16 protein-coding genes are annotated in these 16,121 nt (G+C 47.1%); all 16 read right to left on the bottom strand.

The window, feature by feature from the left end:
* Positions 1-62 precede the first annotated feature (62 nt).
* Complete coding sequence (locus CSUNSWCD_RS00420; RefSeq protein ID WP_009492494.1) at positions 63-2,858, bottom strand: RecB-like helicase; 2,796 nt, start codon at positions 2,856-2,858, stop codon at positions 63-65.
* Entirely contained in the window at positions 2,855-5,437 is a 2,583-nt protein-coding gene (locus tag CSUNSWCD_RS00415; protein ID WP_009492492.1) for a PD-(D/E)XK nuclease family protein, read from the bottom strand. The genes CSUNSWCD_RS00420 and CSUNSWCD_RS00415 overlap by 4 nt, the downstream gene beginning before the upstream one ends.
* Positions 5,438-5,495: 58 nt before the next feature.
* Positions 5,496-5,966: a FixH family protein gene (locus tag CSUNSWCD_RS00410; RefSeq protein WP_009492490.1), complete on the bottom strand. Its 471-nt coding sequence runs from the start codon at positions 5,964-5,966 to the stop codon at positions 5,496-5,498.
* Positions 5,959-6,693 carry a hypothetical protein gene (locus tag CSUNSWCD_RS00405; protein WP_009492487.1) on the bottom strand — a complete coding sequence of 245 codons (735 nt, stop codon included), beginning with the start codon at positions 6,691-6,693 and terminating at the stop codon, positions 5,959-5,961. The genes CSUNSWCD_RS00410 and CSUNSWCD_RS00405 overlap by 8 nt, the downstream gene beginning before the upstream one ends.
* Positions 6,694-6,903: 210 nt before the next feature.
* Entirely contained in the window at positions 6,904-7,113 is a 210-nt protein-coding gene (locus CSUNSWCD_RS00400; RefSeq protein WP_009492483.1) for a DUF4006 family protein, read from the bottom strand.
* Positions 7,114-7,974 (bottom strand): c-type cytochrome, encoded by an 861-nt coding sequence (locus tag CSUNSWCD_RS00395; RefSeq protein WP_009492481.1) that lies wholly within the window; start codon positions 7,972-7,974, stop codon positions 7,114-7,116. It lies immediately after the preceding gene.
* Complete coding sequence (locus tag CSUNSWCD_RS00390; protein ID WP_009492479.1) at positions 7,974-8,195, bottom strand: cytochrome c oxidase, cbb3-type, CcoQ subunit; 222 nt, start codon at positions 8,193-8,195, stop codon at positions 7,974-7,976. The genes CSUNSWCD_RS00395 and CSUNSWCD_RS00390 overlap by 1 nt, the downstream gene beginning before the upstream one ends.
* Positions 8,196-8,203: 8 nt before the next feature.
* Positions 8,204-8,869: a cytochrome-c oxidase, cbb3-type subunit II gene (gene ccoO / locus CSUNSWCD_RS00385; RefSeq protein WP_009492477.1), complete on the bottom strand. Its 666-nt coding sequence runs from the start codon at positions 8,867-8,869 to the stop codon at positions 8,204-8,206.
* On the bottom strand, positions 8,862-10,343 hold the full coding sequence (gene ccoN, locus CSUNSWCD_RS00380) for a cytochrome-c oxidase, cbb3-type subunit I (RefSeq protein WP_009492475.1): 1,482 nt from the start codon (positions 10,341-10,343) through the stop codon (positions 8,862-8,864). Before ccoN ends, ccoO begins: the two co-directional genes overlap by 8 nt.
* A gap of 98 nt (positions 10,344-10,441) precedes the next feature.
* A complete protein-coding gene (locus tag CSUNSWCD_RS00375; protein ID WP_009492472.1) occupies positions 10,442-11,119 on the bottom strand; it encodes a response regulator transcription factor in 678 nt (225 codons plus the stop codon).
* Positions 11,116-12,333, bottom strand: a complete 1,218-nt coding sequence (locus CSUNSWCD_RS00370; RefSeq protein WP_009492470.1) for a PAS domain-containing sensor histidine kinase — start codon at positions 12,331-12,333, stop codon at positions 11,116-11,118. The genes CSUNSWCD_RS00375 and CSUNSWCD_RS00370 overlap by 4 nt, the downstream gene beginning before the upstream one ends.
* Positions 12,326-12,997 carry a sulfite exporter TauE/SafE family protein gene (locus CSUNSWCD_RS00365; protein WP_034964023.1) on the bottom strand — a complete coding sequence of 224 codons (672 nt, stop codon included), beginning with the start codon at positions 12,995-12,997 and terminating at the stop codon, positions 12,326-12,328. Before CSUNSWCD_RS00365 ends, CSUNSWCD_RS00370 begins: the two co-directional genes overlap by 8 nt.
* A gap of 106 nt (positions 12,998-13,103) precedes the next feature.
* Positions 13,104-14,222, bottom strand: coding sequence for a glutamine-hydrolyzing carbamoyl-phosphate synthase small subunit (carA, locus tag CSUNSWCD_RS00360; RefSeq protein ID WP_009492464.1), 1,119 nt, complete (start codon positions 14,220-14,222; stop codon positions 13,104-13,106).
* On the bottom strand, positions 14,219-14,770 hold the full coding sequence (locus CSUNSWCD_RS00355; RefSeq protein WP_009492462.1) for a DUF507 family protein: 552 nt from the start codon (positions 14,768-14,770) through the stop codon (positions 14,219-14,221). Before CSUNSWCD_RS00355 ends, carA begins: the two co-directional genes overlap by 4 nt.
* A 296-nt stretch (positions 14,771-15,066) precedes the next feature.
* Positions 15,067-15,696, bottom strand: coding sequence for a MotE family protein (locus CSUNSWCD_RS00350; RefSeq protein ID WP_009492458.1), 630 nt, complete (start codon positions 15,694-15,696; stop codon positions 15,067-15,069).
* A complete protein-coding gene (locus tag CSUNSWCD_RS00345) occupies positions 15,693-16,121 on the bottom strand; it encodes a flagellar export protein FliJ (RefSeq protein ID WP_009492456.1) in 429 nt (142 codons plus the stop codon). The genes CSUNSWCD_RS00350 and CSUNSWCD_RS00345 overlap by 4 nt, the downstream gene beginning before the upstream one ends.

Genomic DNA, 16,121 nt, shown 5'->3' with positions numbered 1-16,121 from the left:
GATAATTTTAAGTCGTGATTGTATTCAAATGCACCTTACAAATAGCTTAATTTAAGCTATATTTAAATATCAATGCTTCGAATTTCATCCCGCAAAACGTAAAATATCGCCGCCTTTACGCTCAAATTCGGGTAAATTTGAGCCAATATTTTTTTGTATTCCGCCACTTGCGCGATATTTTCATCTATATTTTTATCACTCGTTTTGTAGTCAATCACGCAGATTTGGGTTTCATCCAAGCAGAGAAGGTCAAGCTGTTTTAACGCGCCCTCATATCGCAAGGGCTGCTCTTTAAACGCACGCTTCCCCTGCGTCATTTGCTTAAATTTAGGCTCGTTTATCAAATTTAGCCCGCGAGCGTAAATTTCATCCAGCTCGCCCTCGTCTAAAAATTTATGAAAAGCATTTCGCATCGAAATTTGCGCGGTTTTTAGAGAGTCCTCGTCAAATTTTTCCGCCATTTCTAGCAGATAGTGTAGCGCCAAGCCAAAATAAATCGCCTTTTGATTTTTGCCTTCGGTTTTGGGCGTTTCATCCACGATTTGCTTTGAAATTTGAGCTAGTTCAATAGGCTCAAATTTGCCTACCGACGTCAAATTTCGCGCCTTGCTAGGCGTAGGCTCGCCGAAGCTAAAATCGACCAAATCAAGATACTCTACAACCTCGCCACTACTCTCATACGCCCCAAAAAAGCTCGGATTTTTGCCGTTTGCGCCCGTTTTTTTGACGATGATTAGCCCGCTGATAGCCCGCGTCAGCGCGACGTAGAGCTTATTCATATCCTCCTCGCGCTCGAGCCACGCCGCCTTTTCTTTTAGCCTTGCAAACTCCTCGTCGATACACTGTTTTTTGACGTTGTGGCGCACCTGCCAGGAGCCCGCGTCAGCGTCGTATTCAGCGATAAAATTTGACCCATCGTGCCGTCCGGCGCCCATTTTATCGCACACGATCACATTTTCAAACTCCAGTCCCTTTGACTTGTGCACGGTCATGATTTTCACGCCCTCGCCGCTTTTTGCGCTCGCTTTTGCCTCAAATCTACCAAGATTATAGATAAACTCGGTCAAATTTGAATAAGGCTGCGCAAGTTCAAGCAGCCGCAAAACGTCCGCGTTGCTCATATCTACGCCAAGCTTGCCCGCCAGATAGTGCAGGCTCTCAAGCGCCGATTTTTGCGGATTTACGCTTAGTTTTACGGCGTTTACGTCCAGGATCGCTTCGGTATTTAGCTTATAAATTCGCTCGTTAAATAGGCAAAATTTAGCGTACTCCACTACTGCTCGCACGTTTTTGCTAGCTAGCAGAGGCATCACGCCCTCGCTCACGCTTTTTATGCCAGCTTCGTCAAGCAAATTTGCGATTTTATTTATGTCGTCGTTTTTCCAGCAAAGCACGGTGATATCGTCCTCGCGGACACCTTTTCCAAGCAGAAATTTAACCTGCTGCGCCGCCTCTGCCGCCACGTCATCGCCGCTACTTACCCGCACGAATCCAAGATCGTCCGCCTCCGCCTCAAAATACGGCATCTGTCCTACTAAATTTACTCGCTCGTCCTCTTTTTCGGGCGTTCTTTGTGGTTTAAAATTTTCGATCTTGCCTGCAAATACTGCGTTCGTAAATCTAACCAGCGCCTTTTTACTGCGGTAGTTTACCTCCAAATTTTGTGCTTTGATCTGCGGAAAATCTCGCATCAGCTTACCAAAAAGCTCCTTTTTGCCACCGCGAAAACGGTAAATGCTCTGCTTTACGTCGCCCACGTAAAAAAAGCTGCCAAGCCCGTTTTGTCCGTATCCAGCAACAATCTCTTCGATGAGAGGTCGCATGATCTCGTACTGCGCGACGTTGGTGTCTTGAAACTCGTCGATGAGTAGGTGATTTATGCGCCCGTCGAGCCTAAAATAAAGCATCTGCGCGTCCATCTCGCCGCCTCGTAAAAGCTCGTAAACTAGGCGCGTCACGTCGCTAAATGCAAGCGAATTTAGCCTTTTGTTTAGCGAGATTTTGCACTCTTTATAGATTTTTAAAAATCTAGCCAGCTCGGCGATTTTATACTCCTCTAGCTCGTCAAAATACCGCTTTAACCGCGCTTTTAGCGTAAAAAACATCTCGTCGAGCTCCGGCGTATAAATTTTAGAAAACGTACGATAATCAAGGCTCATGCGCGACATAAAAGAGCGAGCTAAAATTTCGCCAGGAGTCCCTTTTTTTACGGCGTTTTGCGCGTCTTTGCCGCCACCCCTAGCCATGACGTATTCGCGCATGTTTTTTAGCGCTTCTGCAACGCCGCTTTCGTTTGGAAAGGTCGCATTTTCGCTGCTTTTTAGCTCGCCGAAGTTTTCGTAAAACATCTCCAAACTCTCAAAAAAGCTACTCTGACTGCGCTCGGCCGTCGCTATCAAATTTGCAAGCGCCTTTAGTAGCCACATATCCTTGCTTACGCTAGCGACAAACTCTCCTCGTTGCAGCTCGTTTAAATTTTCGCTCACTTCAAAATCCGCACTTAGACCCAAATTTAAGCAAAAACTGCGCAGGATGCCAACGAAAAACGAGTCAAACGTGCCGATTTTTAGATCGCTTTCTAAAAAATGCGTCGCCCGCGCGTCGCGCATAGCTAAAATTTCATCCCTGCCGGCACCTAAAATTTGCTCCAGCTCGGCTAGCTCCGCGCTCTTTTCCTCGAGCCGCAAAAAGGTCTGCACGATGCGCTCTTTCATCTCATTGGCGGCCTTTTTGGTAAAGGTTAGCGCCGTGATCTCGCGCGCGTCGGCGCCTGATAGCAAAATCGCGATAAAACGCACGCTAAGCGCAAAGGTCTTGCCGCTGCCCGCACTCGCCTCGAGGGCCAAAAACGGCTTCATAGTTCGCCTTTCACTAAAATTTTATAGTCTTCGTATTCGCTCATCGCGCCCTTGGCCTCCCCGAAATTTATCAGCGTGTTGTTGATGGATTTTAGCTGCTCGATCGCCTCGCCCAGCGCCTCCGTGCTAGCCTCGCCCGCCACCAAGTTCATGTTATCTTTAAGATCGTAAAAGTACCCCTCGCAAGGCCTACCCACAAGCGCCTCGTAAAAGGGTAGTTGCAGCGATTTGGCGTCGAAATTTCCGCTTTTGTAATCAATCACCGCTAGCTCGCCGCCGCGCCCATCTATGCGGTCGATTTTGCCCGTTATACGCACGCCTGCAAAGACGCTATCAAGCTCTTTTTCAAGCCCCTGCACGCGCCATCCGTCCTCATATCTGGCGTCCTCTACGGCCTTAAATTTTTCCATCTTTATCATCGTTATCTCGCGCTCTAGCGGCGGAGTATTTAGCTCTCTTAGCACCGTTTCAAATTTAGCGAGGTCAAATCGCTCGAATTTAGAATAATACTCAAAAAGCGCCCTATGAAGCGAGTTGCCAAAGTCCGCCGCAGACGCCGTTTGAGGCATCACGGGCGGCTGAACGCCCAGGATATATCTGTAATAATACCGCCGCGGGCACTGCAGATATGTGTTTAGCCTGCTAAAAGAGAGCGGAATAGCGAAAAAATCATGCTTGACGATGATGTCCTGCTCGAAAATTTTAGGCTTTGCAGGCGTTTTTCGCGTGAAATTTATCAAATTTACGGCTTGCCGTTTTTCGCTCGGCATTTTGTTTTGCGCCGCTTTTTCGTCAAATTTGTCGGACAAATTTAGCTCGCCGTCCGCTTCGTCAAATTCAAACAAACTCCGCTCTTTGGCAGTTTTTGCTTGTCTAGATTTAGCCTCGTTCTTTTCGTCAAGACTCGGGTTAATCTCGCCCTCAAAATTTTGCTCATCCGCAAAATCGCCCCCCGCGTCAAATTCGCCGTTAAATAGCGCCGCATAACTCTCGTCGCCGTATCTCGCGTCCTCCACGGCGTTAAATTCGCCGAGAAATCTCGATGCGATTTTCTCCTCGTTTGCCGCGTAGCATATCGCCGCTTTTTTCGCGCCGCCGATTAGGCTCTCGTAGTAAAATCTCTGCAAATTTTCGCGGTCCACGTAGCCGATGAGGCCCGCTTTTTGACGCACGCGCGAGCTTAAAAACATCTCGTTTACGCTGCGCTTTGGCACTAAATCGTCGTTAAAATCAAGCACTATGACACCCTCAAATTTTAGACCGCGACTCTCCAAAACGCCCATGACGCCGATCTTGCCGCCGCCTACGTGATCTAGCCTAAGCCTAGCTAGCTTTATCAAAAATATCTCGCAAATTTGACGTAGCGTAAAGCTAAAATACCGCGCCAAACTCTGCGCGTAAAATAGCTCCTCGCGCGTTTTTTGCGCGGCGGCGTGGTCGCTCTCAAGCGCCAAAATCTCCTCCATCAGCGCCCTAAAATCCTCAAACGAGCAAGGCGCTTCAAAGCCGTTTTTAAATTTCTCAAACAGCTCGCCGCTAACGCCAAATTCATGCAGATTAAACTCAAATTCGTTGAAATTTTTATAGTTATCCTCGCTCAAATTTACGCGGATTTTGTCGTTTATCGCGGTTACCATGCACTTTAAAATTTGAAAAAACCGCGTGCGCGTAAAGCTCTCGCCCATCGCGAAGTTAAACATCTTGCCGCGGTCGTGCAGGCGCAAGATCTCGGCAAAACTCTCGTCAGGCAAGATAACGGCGATGTTTTCGGGCTTGATGCCATCAGCCACGAACTCGCTAGCCTTTGCCATCGCATACGCCGCCTGCAGGCTTCTAGCGCCAAAGCTTCTTTTTAAAACGAGCGGATTTTTGCGCACGACGCCCGTTTTTCTTAGCTCGCTCGAGCTCAAATTTAGCTCAAATTCGCCGTAAAGACCAAATTCGCTCTCCTCAATGCCAGAAATTTCAGCCAGTTTTGAGATCAGTTTTTTGTTAAATTTGCTGGTTTGAAAGATGATTTTTAGCGTCGTTAGCTTTGCGGTCTCGCTAAACAGCTCCCACTCAAATTCGCTCAAAAAGCCGTCTACTTCGAGATTTATCTCGCGAAATTCTTTGACAAATCCGCCGTTTAGCTCGTAAATTTCAGGCAGCACGATACCGTCGTATAGATTTTCAGCCGCGAGCAGCTCCTTATAGCGCGCCAGCACCGCCTCAAGGATACCCAAATGCTCCTCGTAATCGGCGTAAATGTCGCTAAATTTTAGATCCGCCACGCTCTTTTTGCTGATAGCAAGCTCCTTAAAAAAGCTAAAAAGATAGTCGTTGTTTTTCAAAAAAGCAAAAAACTCCGACGGGATACGCAGCCGCTCGGAGGCCTCTCTCACGCTCGCGCAGGCTCGCTGCATCAGCACCAGCGCGTATGCCTCGTCCGCCTCAAAGCGCCCCGGCACCAGCACGGCTTTTTGCTCAAACTGCGCTATCGTCATAGCCTTTGGCACAAGTTCGTTTTGAAATTTCGCGTTAAATTCGCGAATCTTTCGCGAGTTGGTAAAGATGTAAAGTTTGTCTAAATTTTGCATAAAGGCTCTTTGTTTTTTGGCGAAATGATAGCCCAGAGCGGCTGAAAATCAAAGAAAACTAGCGCGCCTCGAAGTTAAATTTATAAAAGCCGGTGTCGTTTGTGTCGGAGATTTTTAGCAAAATTTGCCATCTGCCTTTTTTTGGGAGCGTCACGGGCGCGGTTTTTAAAATTTGCCCGTCAAATTTGGCGTCTAAATTTTGATTTTGCTCGTTCGTCGCGGGTCTAGTTAGTAAAATCTCGTGTGTGAAATTTAGCGATACCAAGCCGTTTTTAGGCGTGACGGCGATACCAAAATATCCGTTTAATCCGTCAAATTCAGGATTGAAATCAAGATCGTATTTGGCATCAAATCTACGCTGACTAGCCTCGATCTCGTTTATATTTTCATCGACGTTTTGGTAGCGCTCGAAGTAAAAACCGTCCATCTCCACGGGGTTTTTCACAGCCAGGACGACGGTCGCTACGCAGGAGGCGACTATCAAAATAAGCGAGCCGACGATAGCGTGAGGCCAGTAGTTTTTAGCCATTTTTCCTCCTAAATTTTCTAAAAATAGCGGCGCAAATAACCAGAGCGATAGAGCCGTAGATAAAAATCCTAAACGCATCAAGCGTGCGGCGGTTTTGGCTACCGACCGCGTTTTGCAGGCTCACGCCCTTGCTTGCGGCGATTTGCTCGGCAAGATCGGCGTAGCCGTTTAGCAGGGCGGCGTTAAAGATATCTTTGCCGTTTTTAGACGCTAGTATTGGTAAAATCGAGCCAGAGCTTGGATACGGGCTTAAAATTTTCTCCTTATCAAAAAGCTTAAGCGTCTGCGGGTCGGCAAAAATTTCCACCTTATGCTCTGCTTTAGCAAGCATCAAAAGCGCGTAAGGCGGGGTTAAATTTAGCTGGGCGGCCGCTTCTTTTAGCGTTTTGCCATCCAAGCTCTCATAAACCGCAACCCCCGCAAATACGCCGCTTTTACCAGCTAGCTCTTGGCCTAAAAGCGCGATTTTCTCGCTTACAGCCGGGCTTAGGATGTTTTGATTTACTAAAACTATCTCGCGAGGTAAATTTGAGCCCTGCAAACTCGCTGCGCCGTAAAAAAGAAAAAATAAAAAGATAAAAAATACGCGGGTCAAATTTGCAAATTTGAGCGCCGAAAAGCGGCGAAGTGCGCTAAAATTTAAATTTAGAAAATTCATTGTAAATTTAACGCCTCGCAAAAAAGCGAGCGCAGTCAAATTTGAGCTAGCGTAATTTATAAATTTCATCGGTCCAGTCGCGTATTTTCGCGTAAAAAGTAAAGCGAGCCGCTAGGATTTAAACGTAAAATTTGAAAAAGAGCGGCAAGGTTTGCGCTCTTTGATTTATCAAATTTCATCCCACAAAAAGGTGATTTGGCGTTAGCACTGCCCACGCCGTAAATACCGCCGCCGCAATGAGTCCGGCGACGATAAATTTTTCCAAAATTGCTTGCATAGCTACTCCTTTACGCGCACTTGCTTGGCGTTATCCGCGCTTTTCATCTTTAGCTCGGAGGCGTTTAGCGCGTAGGGCTTTTGTGCGACTTCTTGCTGAAGCTTGATCGCGTAGTACGTGAGTGCCGCTAAGATCGCTAGTAGTAGCCCGGTCGCGATGAGTAGCCCAGTCACACCGTGGAGGCCGAAAACGTTTCGATTCGTGTTTTCCATTTATTCTCCTTTAGAAAGCGAGATAACGTACTCGCCGACCGCTTTTTGCTGCAAGGCGTTTAGTCTGCCGTCGTTAAATTTAGGCATCGTACCGATAGTGCCCTTTTTGCCGCGTTGCAATACGTCCTCGACAAATGACGCCGTGCCGTATTTGGATAGATCAGGGCTCATGCCCTCCATACCTTTGCCGTCCTCGCCGTGGCACGCCGCGCAGGTCGCAAAAAGTTCCTTGCCGCTGGCTACCAAATTTTCGTTTTTGGTCTTTTTTATACCGGAAATTTCTTTAGCGATGTAGGCCGCGATCGCCTTTGCGCCCTCCTCGTCCGCCATACCGGCAGGCATCTCGCCCATCGGATACTCAAGGCCTTTTGAGCCGTTTATTATCGTATCATATATCCCCTCTTCGCTGCCCCATTTGGAAAGGTCTGCGGCCCTGCCGTTTATGCCGTCGCCGGTGATACCGTGGCAGGCCGAGCACTGCACCAAAAACACGCTCTCGCCCATCGCGTGAAGCGTCTTGGCGTCCGGATTTGCGAAGTTCTTTTCAAATTTAGCATTCGCAGCGGCGACTTCCTCGTTGTATTCGCCAATCTGCGAGTATGAGTTTAGCGGATAGCCTGCTAGCATATACCACAAAGCCCAAACGATAACCAGCACGTAAACGACCGCCCAGCCCAGCGGCAGAGGGTTTTTGTACTCGCCTATGCCATCCCAGCCATGCTCGCTAAGCTCGGCCTTAGGTTTTGCTACCTTCATCTGCCCGACCAAGCGACTTACGACGAAAGCCGTGGCCAAAACGATAGCAATAGCTCCGATAAGCCCCAGCAAATTTACGTTATCTTCTAAATTAAACCATTGCATTATTTTTCCTTTTTAGCGTTTTGCTCTATGGACGCAGACTCTAAAATTTCCTCGTCTATGCCGTCTTTTAGGGCCAGATCGGAGTATCTTTCGTAGTCTCGCCTGCCGCTCTTTTCGGATCTATATAGATGAAAATAGTATCCGTAAAGAAGCGCGGCGCACACTGCTAGAAAGATAAAAGCTCCGTATCCTTGGAGCTCTCTTAGAGTTTGCGCATCCATAAATTCGCCTATTTTAAGCTATTTAGATAGGCGATGAGCGCCACTATCTCGCGGATCTCTCCGCGCTCGAAGGCCTTTTTGACCTCTTCGTCTTTCATCTCTTCAACTATAGCGGCGGCTTCTTCTTTAGCGGCTGCTTGTGCCTGCTCGTAGGTGCCTAGGCTTGGCATACCCTCTACGTCGTACGGTACGCCAAATACCTTTTTCGTCGTTACCGCTTCGCCGTATGCGGTTTCGATGTCGGCGTTATTGCTAAAGTGATGCTTGTAAGCAGGCATTATAGAACCAGGCACCACGGAGGTCGGCTCTTTCATGTGATTTTCGTGCCAGTCGGTGGTGCGGTAGTTGCCCACGCGCCAAAGGTCGGGGCCTGTTCTTTTAGAACCCCAAAGATGCGGGCGATCAAACGCATACTCGCCGCTTAGCGAATACATGCCGTATCTGTCGGTCTCGGCCTTAAAAGGGCGAATTTGCTGCGTGTGGCAGGCGTTACAGCTATCTTTCATATACACGTGTTTGCCCGCAAGCTGTAAAACCGTCGGCGGCTTGGTGCCCTCAAGCGGCCTAGCTCTGTTGGCAAAATCAGGCAGTATCTCGATCACGCCCGCATAGGCGATAAATATAAAAACCATAACCGCGAAAAAGAAGGGATTTTTCTCTAACCAACTAAACATTAGCAACCTCCTTTACGCCCGCAGGACTTGCGCTTAGCGGCTCTTTTTCGAGCGCTTTGGCGCCAAAACTCTTGTAGATATTATAAACAAAGATGAAAAATCCTAGCAGATAGAGCAGTCCGCCCACGGCTCTGATCCAGTAGTACGGCACGATATTTATCACGGTATCGATAAATGAATAGGCCAAATTTCCGTATTCGTCGGTCGCGCGCCACATCATACCCTGAGTGATGCCCGCGATCCACATCGATGAAAAATAAAGCACGATGCCGATAGTCTGTATCCAAAACTGAGTTTCCATCAAGGATTTCGAGTAAATTTCGCGTTTAAATACGCGCGGCGTCATGTGATAAAGCGCCGCCATCGTCATAAATCCGACCCAGCCTAGCGTACCGTCGTGCACGTGGCCCGGCACCCAGTCGGTAAAGTGCGCGAGGGCGTTTACGGACTTGATCGCTAAAATCGGCCCCTCAAGGGTAGAAAACATATAAAACGTCGAGCCTAAAATCATAAATTTGATAAGAGGATTTTCTCTGAGCTGCTGCCACTCGCCGCGCATCGTTAGAAGCATATTTATAGCTGAACCCCAAGACGGCAGTATCAAAACCACCGAAAACACCGAGCCCATCGTCTGCATCCAGTCAGGCACCGCAGAGTAGATCAGATGGTGTCCGCCCGCCCACAGATAAAGGAACATCAGGCTCCAAAACGAGAAAATCGAAAGTTTGTAAGAAAATATCGGCTGACCGCTCTCTTTTGGGAGAAAGTAGTAAATTTGAGCGATTATCGGCACGGTAAATACAAACGCCACGGCGTTATGCCCGTACCACCACTGCACTAGCGCGTCATTTGCTCCCGCATACATAGAAACCGAGTGCCACCAGTTGCCATATCCCGAGACCAGCCTAGTCGGCACGGCCATGTTGTTAAACAGATAAAGCATCGCGATACCTAGAAACGTCGCGATAAAATACCAAACCGAGATATAAAGCGTCCTCTCGCGGCGAATACCGATGAGGCCAAATATACTAACGCCCCAAAGCACCCAAAGCACGACCACGCCGATATCTAGAGGCCACTCTAGCTCGGCATACTCTTTTGACGTGCTAACGCCGGCAAAGAGGCTAAACACGCCGCCTGCCATAACCAGCATATATATCCAAAAGTGTAGCTTACCTACCGCCATCAAAAACGGCGACTCGCTCATCGAGACCTTTAAAACCCTTTGTCCGATATAGTACCACGTCGCAAATACGCCAGATAGCATAAATCCAAATATCACACCTGCCGTGTGCAACGGTCTTAGGCGGCTAAAGGTACCGTATTCGCCCGCGAGATAGTTTAGATCGGGATATGCCATCTGAAAGGCTATCAGCACGCCTATGCCCATGCCGACTATCCCAAACAGTATCGTCGCGAACATAAAATACTTGGCGACCGTGTAGTCGTAGCTTAGCGCCCTGTCTAGTCGCATCGATATCCTCCTTTGTTTATTTTATTACGAAAATGTTATTTTACTAAAATTTAAGCGCAAAATCGCTTAATCGTTTTAAATTTACACTACTTTAAATTTTACTTTTTAAGCTCGATTTTATAGCCAAGTCCTGGCGAGTTTTTTATGAGTCCGGCGCCCACTTTATCACGTATTCGCTTGATAAATGTCCTAACGGCCGGATCGTTTACCTTTTCACCAAACCATACCACGTTTCTGATCTCCTCGGTTAAAACTAGAGTGCCGATGCGTTTAACTAAAAGAGAGATAAAGGCCAGCTCTTTTTTGGTTAGCGCGATCTCGACTCCGTTTTTTACGAGCACTTTTTTGGTTTGATTAAACGAATACCCGCCCGAAATATCGATGATATCGGCGCCTATGATTTTAGTTTTTACGATCTGCTCCAGCACGACAAAAAGCTCGTCCATGTCGATAGGCTTGATCACGTATTTATCGATGCCTACTTCGATAGCTTTTAGCAGTTTTTCCTTTTCACTATATGCGCTTAGGATCACTACTGGCGTGTTTTTTGAGAATTCTTTTATCTGCCTTGACATCTCAAGTCCGTCCATGATAGGCATCATGATATCAGCTATCACGATGTCGGGGCTAAATTTTTTAAATTTCTTAAGTCCTTCGTCGCCGTTTGAGGCCGAAATGACCTTTTGAAATACGCCGCCGAAAACCTCTTGCATAGACTCCCTTATGCTATCCTCGTCCTCGACTAGCAGCAGCGTTAGCTCTTTAAAATTTTTCATTTTTCATCCTTTAGCGGCAACTTTATCTCAAATTCCGCTCCAAATTTTACGTTTTTAGCGCCGGCACTTCCGCCGTGATTTTTGGCTATGCTTTTTAACATATATAGACCGATGCCCGTACCCGCGCTCGGGTGCTTCGTGGTGAAATACGGCTCAAAAATCTTGTCCATTATCTCGTCTTTTATACCGCCGGCGTTATCCGTTACTCTTATGATAGCAAATTTATCCTTTGTTTCTAACGTTAGCGTTACTTTTTTATCGTCTTTTTTATTTGCCAGCGCATCTTTGGCGTTAGAAAGCAGTATGATTACGGCCTGACAAAGCTGCGACTCAAAGCCGTAAATTTGACCTTCGCTTTTTAGCTCCAAATTTACGTCTATGCCCTCTTTTTCGTAGGTTCCCTGTACCATTTTTAGCGCGTTTTCTACCGCAGCCGAAGGAAAGAAAAGCCCCCTCTCGCGCTCGACGCTAAAGAAGTTTCTAAAGTCCTCGATCGTCTGCGACATGCCCTTTATCACACGTTTTGCGTGCTCGTAGTTGGTTTCAAATTTCTCGTTTGACTTCACGCTCTCTTTTAGTTTAAAAAGCGTGATACTAAGCTCGTTTAGCGGTTGGCGCCACTGGTGAGCGATGTTTGCGATCATCTCGCCCATCGAAGCTAGACGCGACTGCAAAAAGAGCATTTTGGTCTTTTCCTCGTTTTTCTTTATCTCGGCTTTCACCAAATTTTCTAGATTTTGGTTTAAATTTACGAGCTTGGCCGTCTGCTTGGCGACCCTATTTTCGAGACTTTCGTTTAAATTTAGCAGCTCTTTTTTCGTCTTTTCAAGCTCGTTGTTTAAATTTATCACGTCCGTTACATCGTATCTAATCGCAAGAAACTCCTCGATCTGCCCGCTTAAATCCAAAATCGGGATGATAGTCGTGTTTAGATAGACATCGCGGCCGTCTTTGGTGCGATTTCTTATCGTGCCTTTGTGTACTTTTTTGGCTAAAATCGTATCCCAAAGCCGTGCAAAAACCTCCTTTGGCACCTCGGGATGGCGCACGATGTTGTGATTTGCGCCGATTAGCTCCTCGCGCGAAAAGCCTGACATCTTACAAAACTCGTCGTTTACGAAGGTAATAGTGCCGTTTGTGTCGGTCTTTGAGACTATATTGCTAGTCTCGATAGCCTCTTGATACTGCCTAAATCTTTCTTTGATATCATCCATTGCTCGCCGTAAATCCTATAAAAGATAGATAAATTCCGTAAATTATTATCGCCGCGCCGCTTAAATCTAGAGCCTGTTTTTTAAATTTTTCGCTCACGGCCTTTAAAACCAGCGCGTAAAAACTCATCGCAAAAAAACTAACCGCGCCAAACGTAGCCGCGATCGCCGCACCCTTTGCCCCGCTGCCGCTAGCTACTGCTAAAGCTAAAAAATAGTAAACCACTCCGCACGGCAGCAGCCCGTTTAAAAACCCGAGCGTCAAAAACCCGATCACGCTATTTTTCGCGATGGCGGCTTTCATTTTTTCGTTTAAAATTTTGGATAAAAATGCGTTTTTCTCGATGAAATTTAACACCGCTCCGCGCCTAATGAGCGCAACGCCCAAAACCGCCATAAAAACGCCGATAGCAAAAAATAGGTAGCCTCGCGCCGCAAGAGATAGCGTAAAAACGCCGCCAAGCGACCCGAAAATAAAGCCAAGTAGCATATAAGCGCAAATTCTAGCTAGGTTGTACCCCGCTATCATCGCCGCGCTAAAAATTTTACCTTTGCCATTCAAAAACCGCGCGAGCAAGATAGCAAAACCGCCGCACATACCCGCGCAGTGGCCCACCGAGCTAAGCGCCGCGACGCTCAAAATCGAAACAAACTCCGCGCCGCTCATCAAATTTGACCGTCAAATTTCATTTGCAAATTTTAGCCGCGCTGGGGTTAAATTCGGCTCGCAAATTTAACCCTAAATTTTGCTCAAATTTGACCGCGACTAGCAACTATAAAATTTCTAAAAATTGTTTAAAGATATATTTGCTCTCGCTCGGTCCGCCGCTAGCTTCGGGGTGATGCTGCACCGAAAATACCGGATAATCCTTGTATTTCACGCCCTCGATCGTGCCGTCGAAAAGATTTCTATGCGTGATCTCGGCGACCTGCGCGATCTCCTCGGGAACGTTGTAGTTGTGGTTTTGCGCCGTTATCTCGACTGCTTTGGTTTGCAAATTTAAAACCGGATGATTTGCGCCGTGCTGACCGAATTTTAGCTTGTACGTCTCAAAGCCAAACGCGTTGCTAAGCAGCTGATGGCCTAGGCAAATACCAAAAATCGGCACCCTCGCTTCGATCAGTTTTTTTATCTGCGCGATCTCGTTTTTTAGGGCTTTGGGTTCGCCCGGGCCGTTTGAGAGAAACACGCCGTTTATCTCGCCTTTGTTAAATTTAGCGATGAGCTCGTCTGCTTGCACGTCGTGAGGGTAAATTTGCGTCTCAAGGCCGGTTTCGCAAAGCTCGTTTAGGATGTTTCGCTTCACGCCGTAGTCGATGACGGCGACCTTTTTGCCGTTTGCTTTTAGCGCGGAGTAGGCTTTGCTCGCGTGATCCCAAGCGCCGTTTTCGTGAGCGTAAATTTGCTCGGTACTTACCTTTGCGACGTAGTTTATCTCCGAGATTCTAGGCGAGTTTTCGAGCAGTTTTTTTAGCTCTTTTTCGTCTGAAATTTCAGTCGAGATCACAGCGTGTAGCGCGCCGTTATCGCGTAGCATCTTGGTTAAAAATCTCGTGTCGATGTCGTAAACGCCGAATTTACCTTGCTCTTTGAAAAACTCTTCCAAGCTTTTTTGCGAGCGGAAATTTGACGCAGTAGGATTAAAATCCCGCATCAAAACGCCGCTAGCGTGGATTTTCGCACTCTCCATATCGTCTTCGTTTACGCCCACTATGCCGATCTCAGGCATCGTAAAAACAATAAACTGCCCCGCATAACTAGGATCGCTCATGATCTCCTGATAGCCCGTTAGACTCGTATTAAAGACCATTTCTCCGCTAGCCGTACCGCTCGCGCCAAATGCCTTCGCCTGTAAAAAAACGCCGTTTTCAAGGTAGATATAAGCTCTCACAGCATGCCTCGTTTTCTTAGTTCGTCCTCGTAGAGCCGCTCAAATACGATGTCGTACTCCTCGGTGCCCGGGATTAGTTTGCGCTTGTAGCCGTCGATCTTGTCGATGACCACGTCTTGTAAAATTTCATACGTTTTTAGATACTCTTCGATCGAGCCATAGATGATGTTTTTGATACGGTTTTCGGAGACAGTGTAGTCGATGAGTCCCTTTTTCCAAGCGCCCTCAAGCACGAGATGAGCGACGTTGCTAAAGCGGTCTTCATATGTCAGGATCACGCCGTACTCTTTAGCCAGCTTCTTTTTTACGAGCCAAAACATATTTTTTCTATCGACTTGCATGCTCTCCATATCGTCTTCATTCTCGGCGAGCACCTCATTTACGCGCTCTTCAAGCGCTTTTTCTTTTTGTAAATCGTTATCTAAAATTTCTTTCGCACATGCCGCTACGGGCTCTACTCCGCGCGTTAAATTTACGAATCCGGACTTTAATAAATCAATAGCGATTTTGTGCGCGATGTAGGGTGTGTGTGGGAGTTTTATACGCATTTTTACCTCTCTTTTTGGGCTTGATTTTAACCAAAATTTGGTAAGAAATACCTAAAATCTTACGGAGTTTTTTGTTTTGAAGGGCGTTTGTTTTAAGTAAAATTTGAAGCAAAATTTGACGCGCTGGCAAAAATGCTTTTGGGTCCGAGCGATAGTTAAATTTGACGGCAGTAAAATTTAACCTTTGGAGTCAAATTTGACCGCCAAAGGCAAATTTGGCTTTCGCATTATCCGCGCAAATTTGAGCCCAAATTTAGACGCCAGCCAAGATAAATTTAGAGCGTTATAGCCCAAATTTACAAATTTAGCAGATTTCCCGCCGGGCCGTCGGGCGAAGTCGGAGAGATTTCCTGTGTTACGTTTTTTTCGGCTTTTATAAATGGCGGGCCTTGTTTGATTAAAAGCGTGATTTCAGACGCCGCGGTAGGCTCCATTTTTGCCATTATCGCGGAGATTTTTTTAGGGCTTAGCGAGTACATGATGCTAGCCGCATCCGCCCTATCCATCGCGCTTAGCACGTCGGCGGCGGCCTGGTCTTTCATCTTGCCGTAAGCCTCGCCGACCTTGTCGCTAGTCATCGCTTTTAGCTCTTTTACGATTTCCTCGTTTTTCTTTAGCAGCTGCTCGGTTTGCTTTTTTTCCTCTTGCGCGCGGGCTAGAGTTGCGTTTATCTCGGCCTCTTTGACGGCTAGCTTGGCGTTTCGCTCCTCAAAAAGCGCCGCCGAACTCGCTCTAAAAGCCTCCAAACTCTGCCTTGCTTCGTCTATTTTGGCAAGCTCTCTTTTTAGCTCGTCTTTTCTGGTTTCAAATATCGAAACGCAGTCCACCGGGATCTTAAAGCCGCTTTGGCTCGCGCTTTGAGCGTTTACGTCGTTTGCGCCCCAAACGCATAAATTTAAAGTTAGTAAAATCAAAATTTTTTTCAAGCTTTCGCCTCTTTTTGCCTAGTAAAATTCATCGTCGCAAACTCGTCCAGAGCCGCTGCTTCGGCCTTTTTTATCTTTTCTATTTGCGCGCTAAAGTCCTGCGTTTGCAGGTATTTCATCTTTTCGTACTCCAAATTTGCCGCCTTGTGCTGCCACTCGAGGTGCGCGATGTTTTTTTTCATTAGCTCGAGCCGCTCGGTTAGCAGATTCTTTTCTCGCCGCATCGCACCCAGAAGCTCGAGCGATCCACGCAAATCGGTCGCAGAGCCGCTGGAGGGCATTTCAAATTTTGAAATTTGCTCCGCGGCCTGCGCTATGAAGCCCTCTATCATCGCCGCTTCGTTTCTGGTTCTTGCTAAATTTAGCTCGATTTTGTCTAAATTTCGCTTTTTTATATTTACGATTTGCGTAAATTTGCTTTTCAT

Source organism: Campylobacter showae CSUNSWCD (assembly GCF_000313615.1).
GTDB classification, from domain to species: Bacteria; Campylobacterota; Campylobacteria; order Campylobacterales; family Campylobacteraceae; genus Campylobacter_A; species Campylobacter_A showae_A.
Note: the sequence above shows the minus strand (reverse complement) of the source record. Positions and strands in the feature narration are given on the sequence as shown.

Excerpts from the sequence above, each read along its gene's own strand:
- CSUNSWCD_RS00395 (WP_009492481.1), bottom strand. The coding sequence starts at position 7,974 with ATGCAATGGTTTAATTTAGAAGATAACGTAAATTTGCTGGGGCTTATC.
- CSUNSWCD_RS00400 (WP_009492483.1), bottom strand. The coding sequence starts at position 7,113 with ATGGAAAACACGAATCGAAACGTTTTCGGCCTCCACGGTGTGACTGGG.
- ccoO (WP_009492477.1), bottom strand. The coding sequence starts at position 8,869 with ATGTTTAGTTGGTTAGAGAAAAATCCCTTCTTTTTCGCGGTTATGGTT.
- CSUNSWCD_RS00345 (WP_009492456.1), bottom strand. The coding sequence starts at position 16,121 with ATGAAAAGCAAATTTACGCAAATCGTAAATATAAAAAAGCGAAATTTA.
- CSUNSWCD_RS00370 (WP_009492470.1), bottom strand. The coding sequence starts at position 12,333 with ATGGATGATATCAAAGAAAGATTTAGGCAGTATCAAGAGGCTATCGAG.
- CSUNSWCD_RS00420 (WP_009492494.1), bottom strand. The coding sequence starts at position 2,858 with ATGAAGCCGTTTTTGGCCCTCGAGGCGAGTGCGGGCAGCGGCAAGACC.
- ccoN (WP_009492475.1), bottom strand. The coding sequence starts at position 10,343 with ATGCGACTAGACAGGGCGCTAAGCTACGACTACACGGTCGCCAAGTAT.
- CSUNSWCD_RS00365 (WP_034964023.1), bottom strand. The coding sequence starts at position 12,997 with ATGAGCGGCGCGGAGTTTGTTTCGATTTTGAGCGTCGCGGCGCTTAGC.
- CSUNSWCD_RS00375 (WP_009492472.1), bottom strand. The coding sequence starts at position 11,119 with ATGAAAAATTTTAAAGAGCTAACGCTGCTGCTAGTCGAGGACGAGGAT.
- CSUNSWCD_RS00415 (WP_009492492.1), bottom strand. The coding sequence starts at position 5,437 with ATGCAAAATTTAGACAAACTTTACATCTTTACCAACTCGCGAAAGATT.
- CSUNSWCD_RS00390 (WP_009492479.1), bottom strand. The coding sequence starts at position 8,195 with ATGGATGCGCAAACTCTAAGAGAGCTCCAAGGATACGGAGCTTTTATC.
- CSUNSWCD_RS00405 (WP_009492487.1), bottom strand. The coding sequence starts at position 6,693 with ATGAAATTTATAAATTACGCTAGCTCAAATTTGACTGCGCTCGCTTTT.
- CSUNSWCD_RS00355 (WP_009492462.1), bottom strand. The coding sequence starts at position 14,770 with ATGCGTATAAAACTCCCACACACACCCTACATCGCGCACAAAATCGCT.
- CSUNSWCD_RS00410 (WP_009492490.1), bottom strand. The coding sequence starts at position 5,966 with ATGGCTAAAAACTACTGGCCTCACGCTATCGTCGGCTCGCTTATTTTG.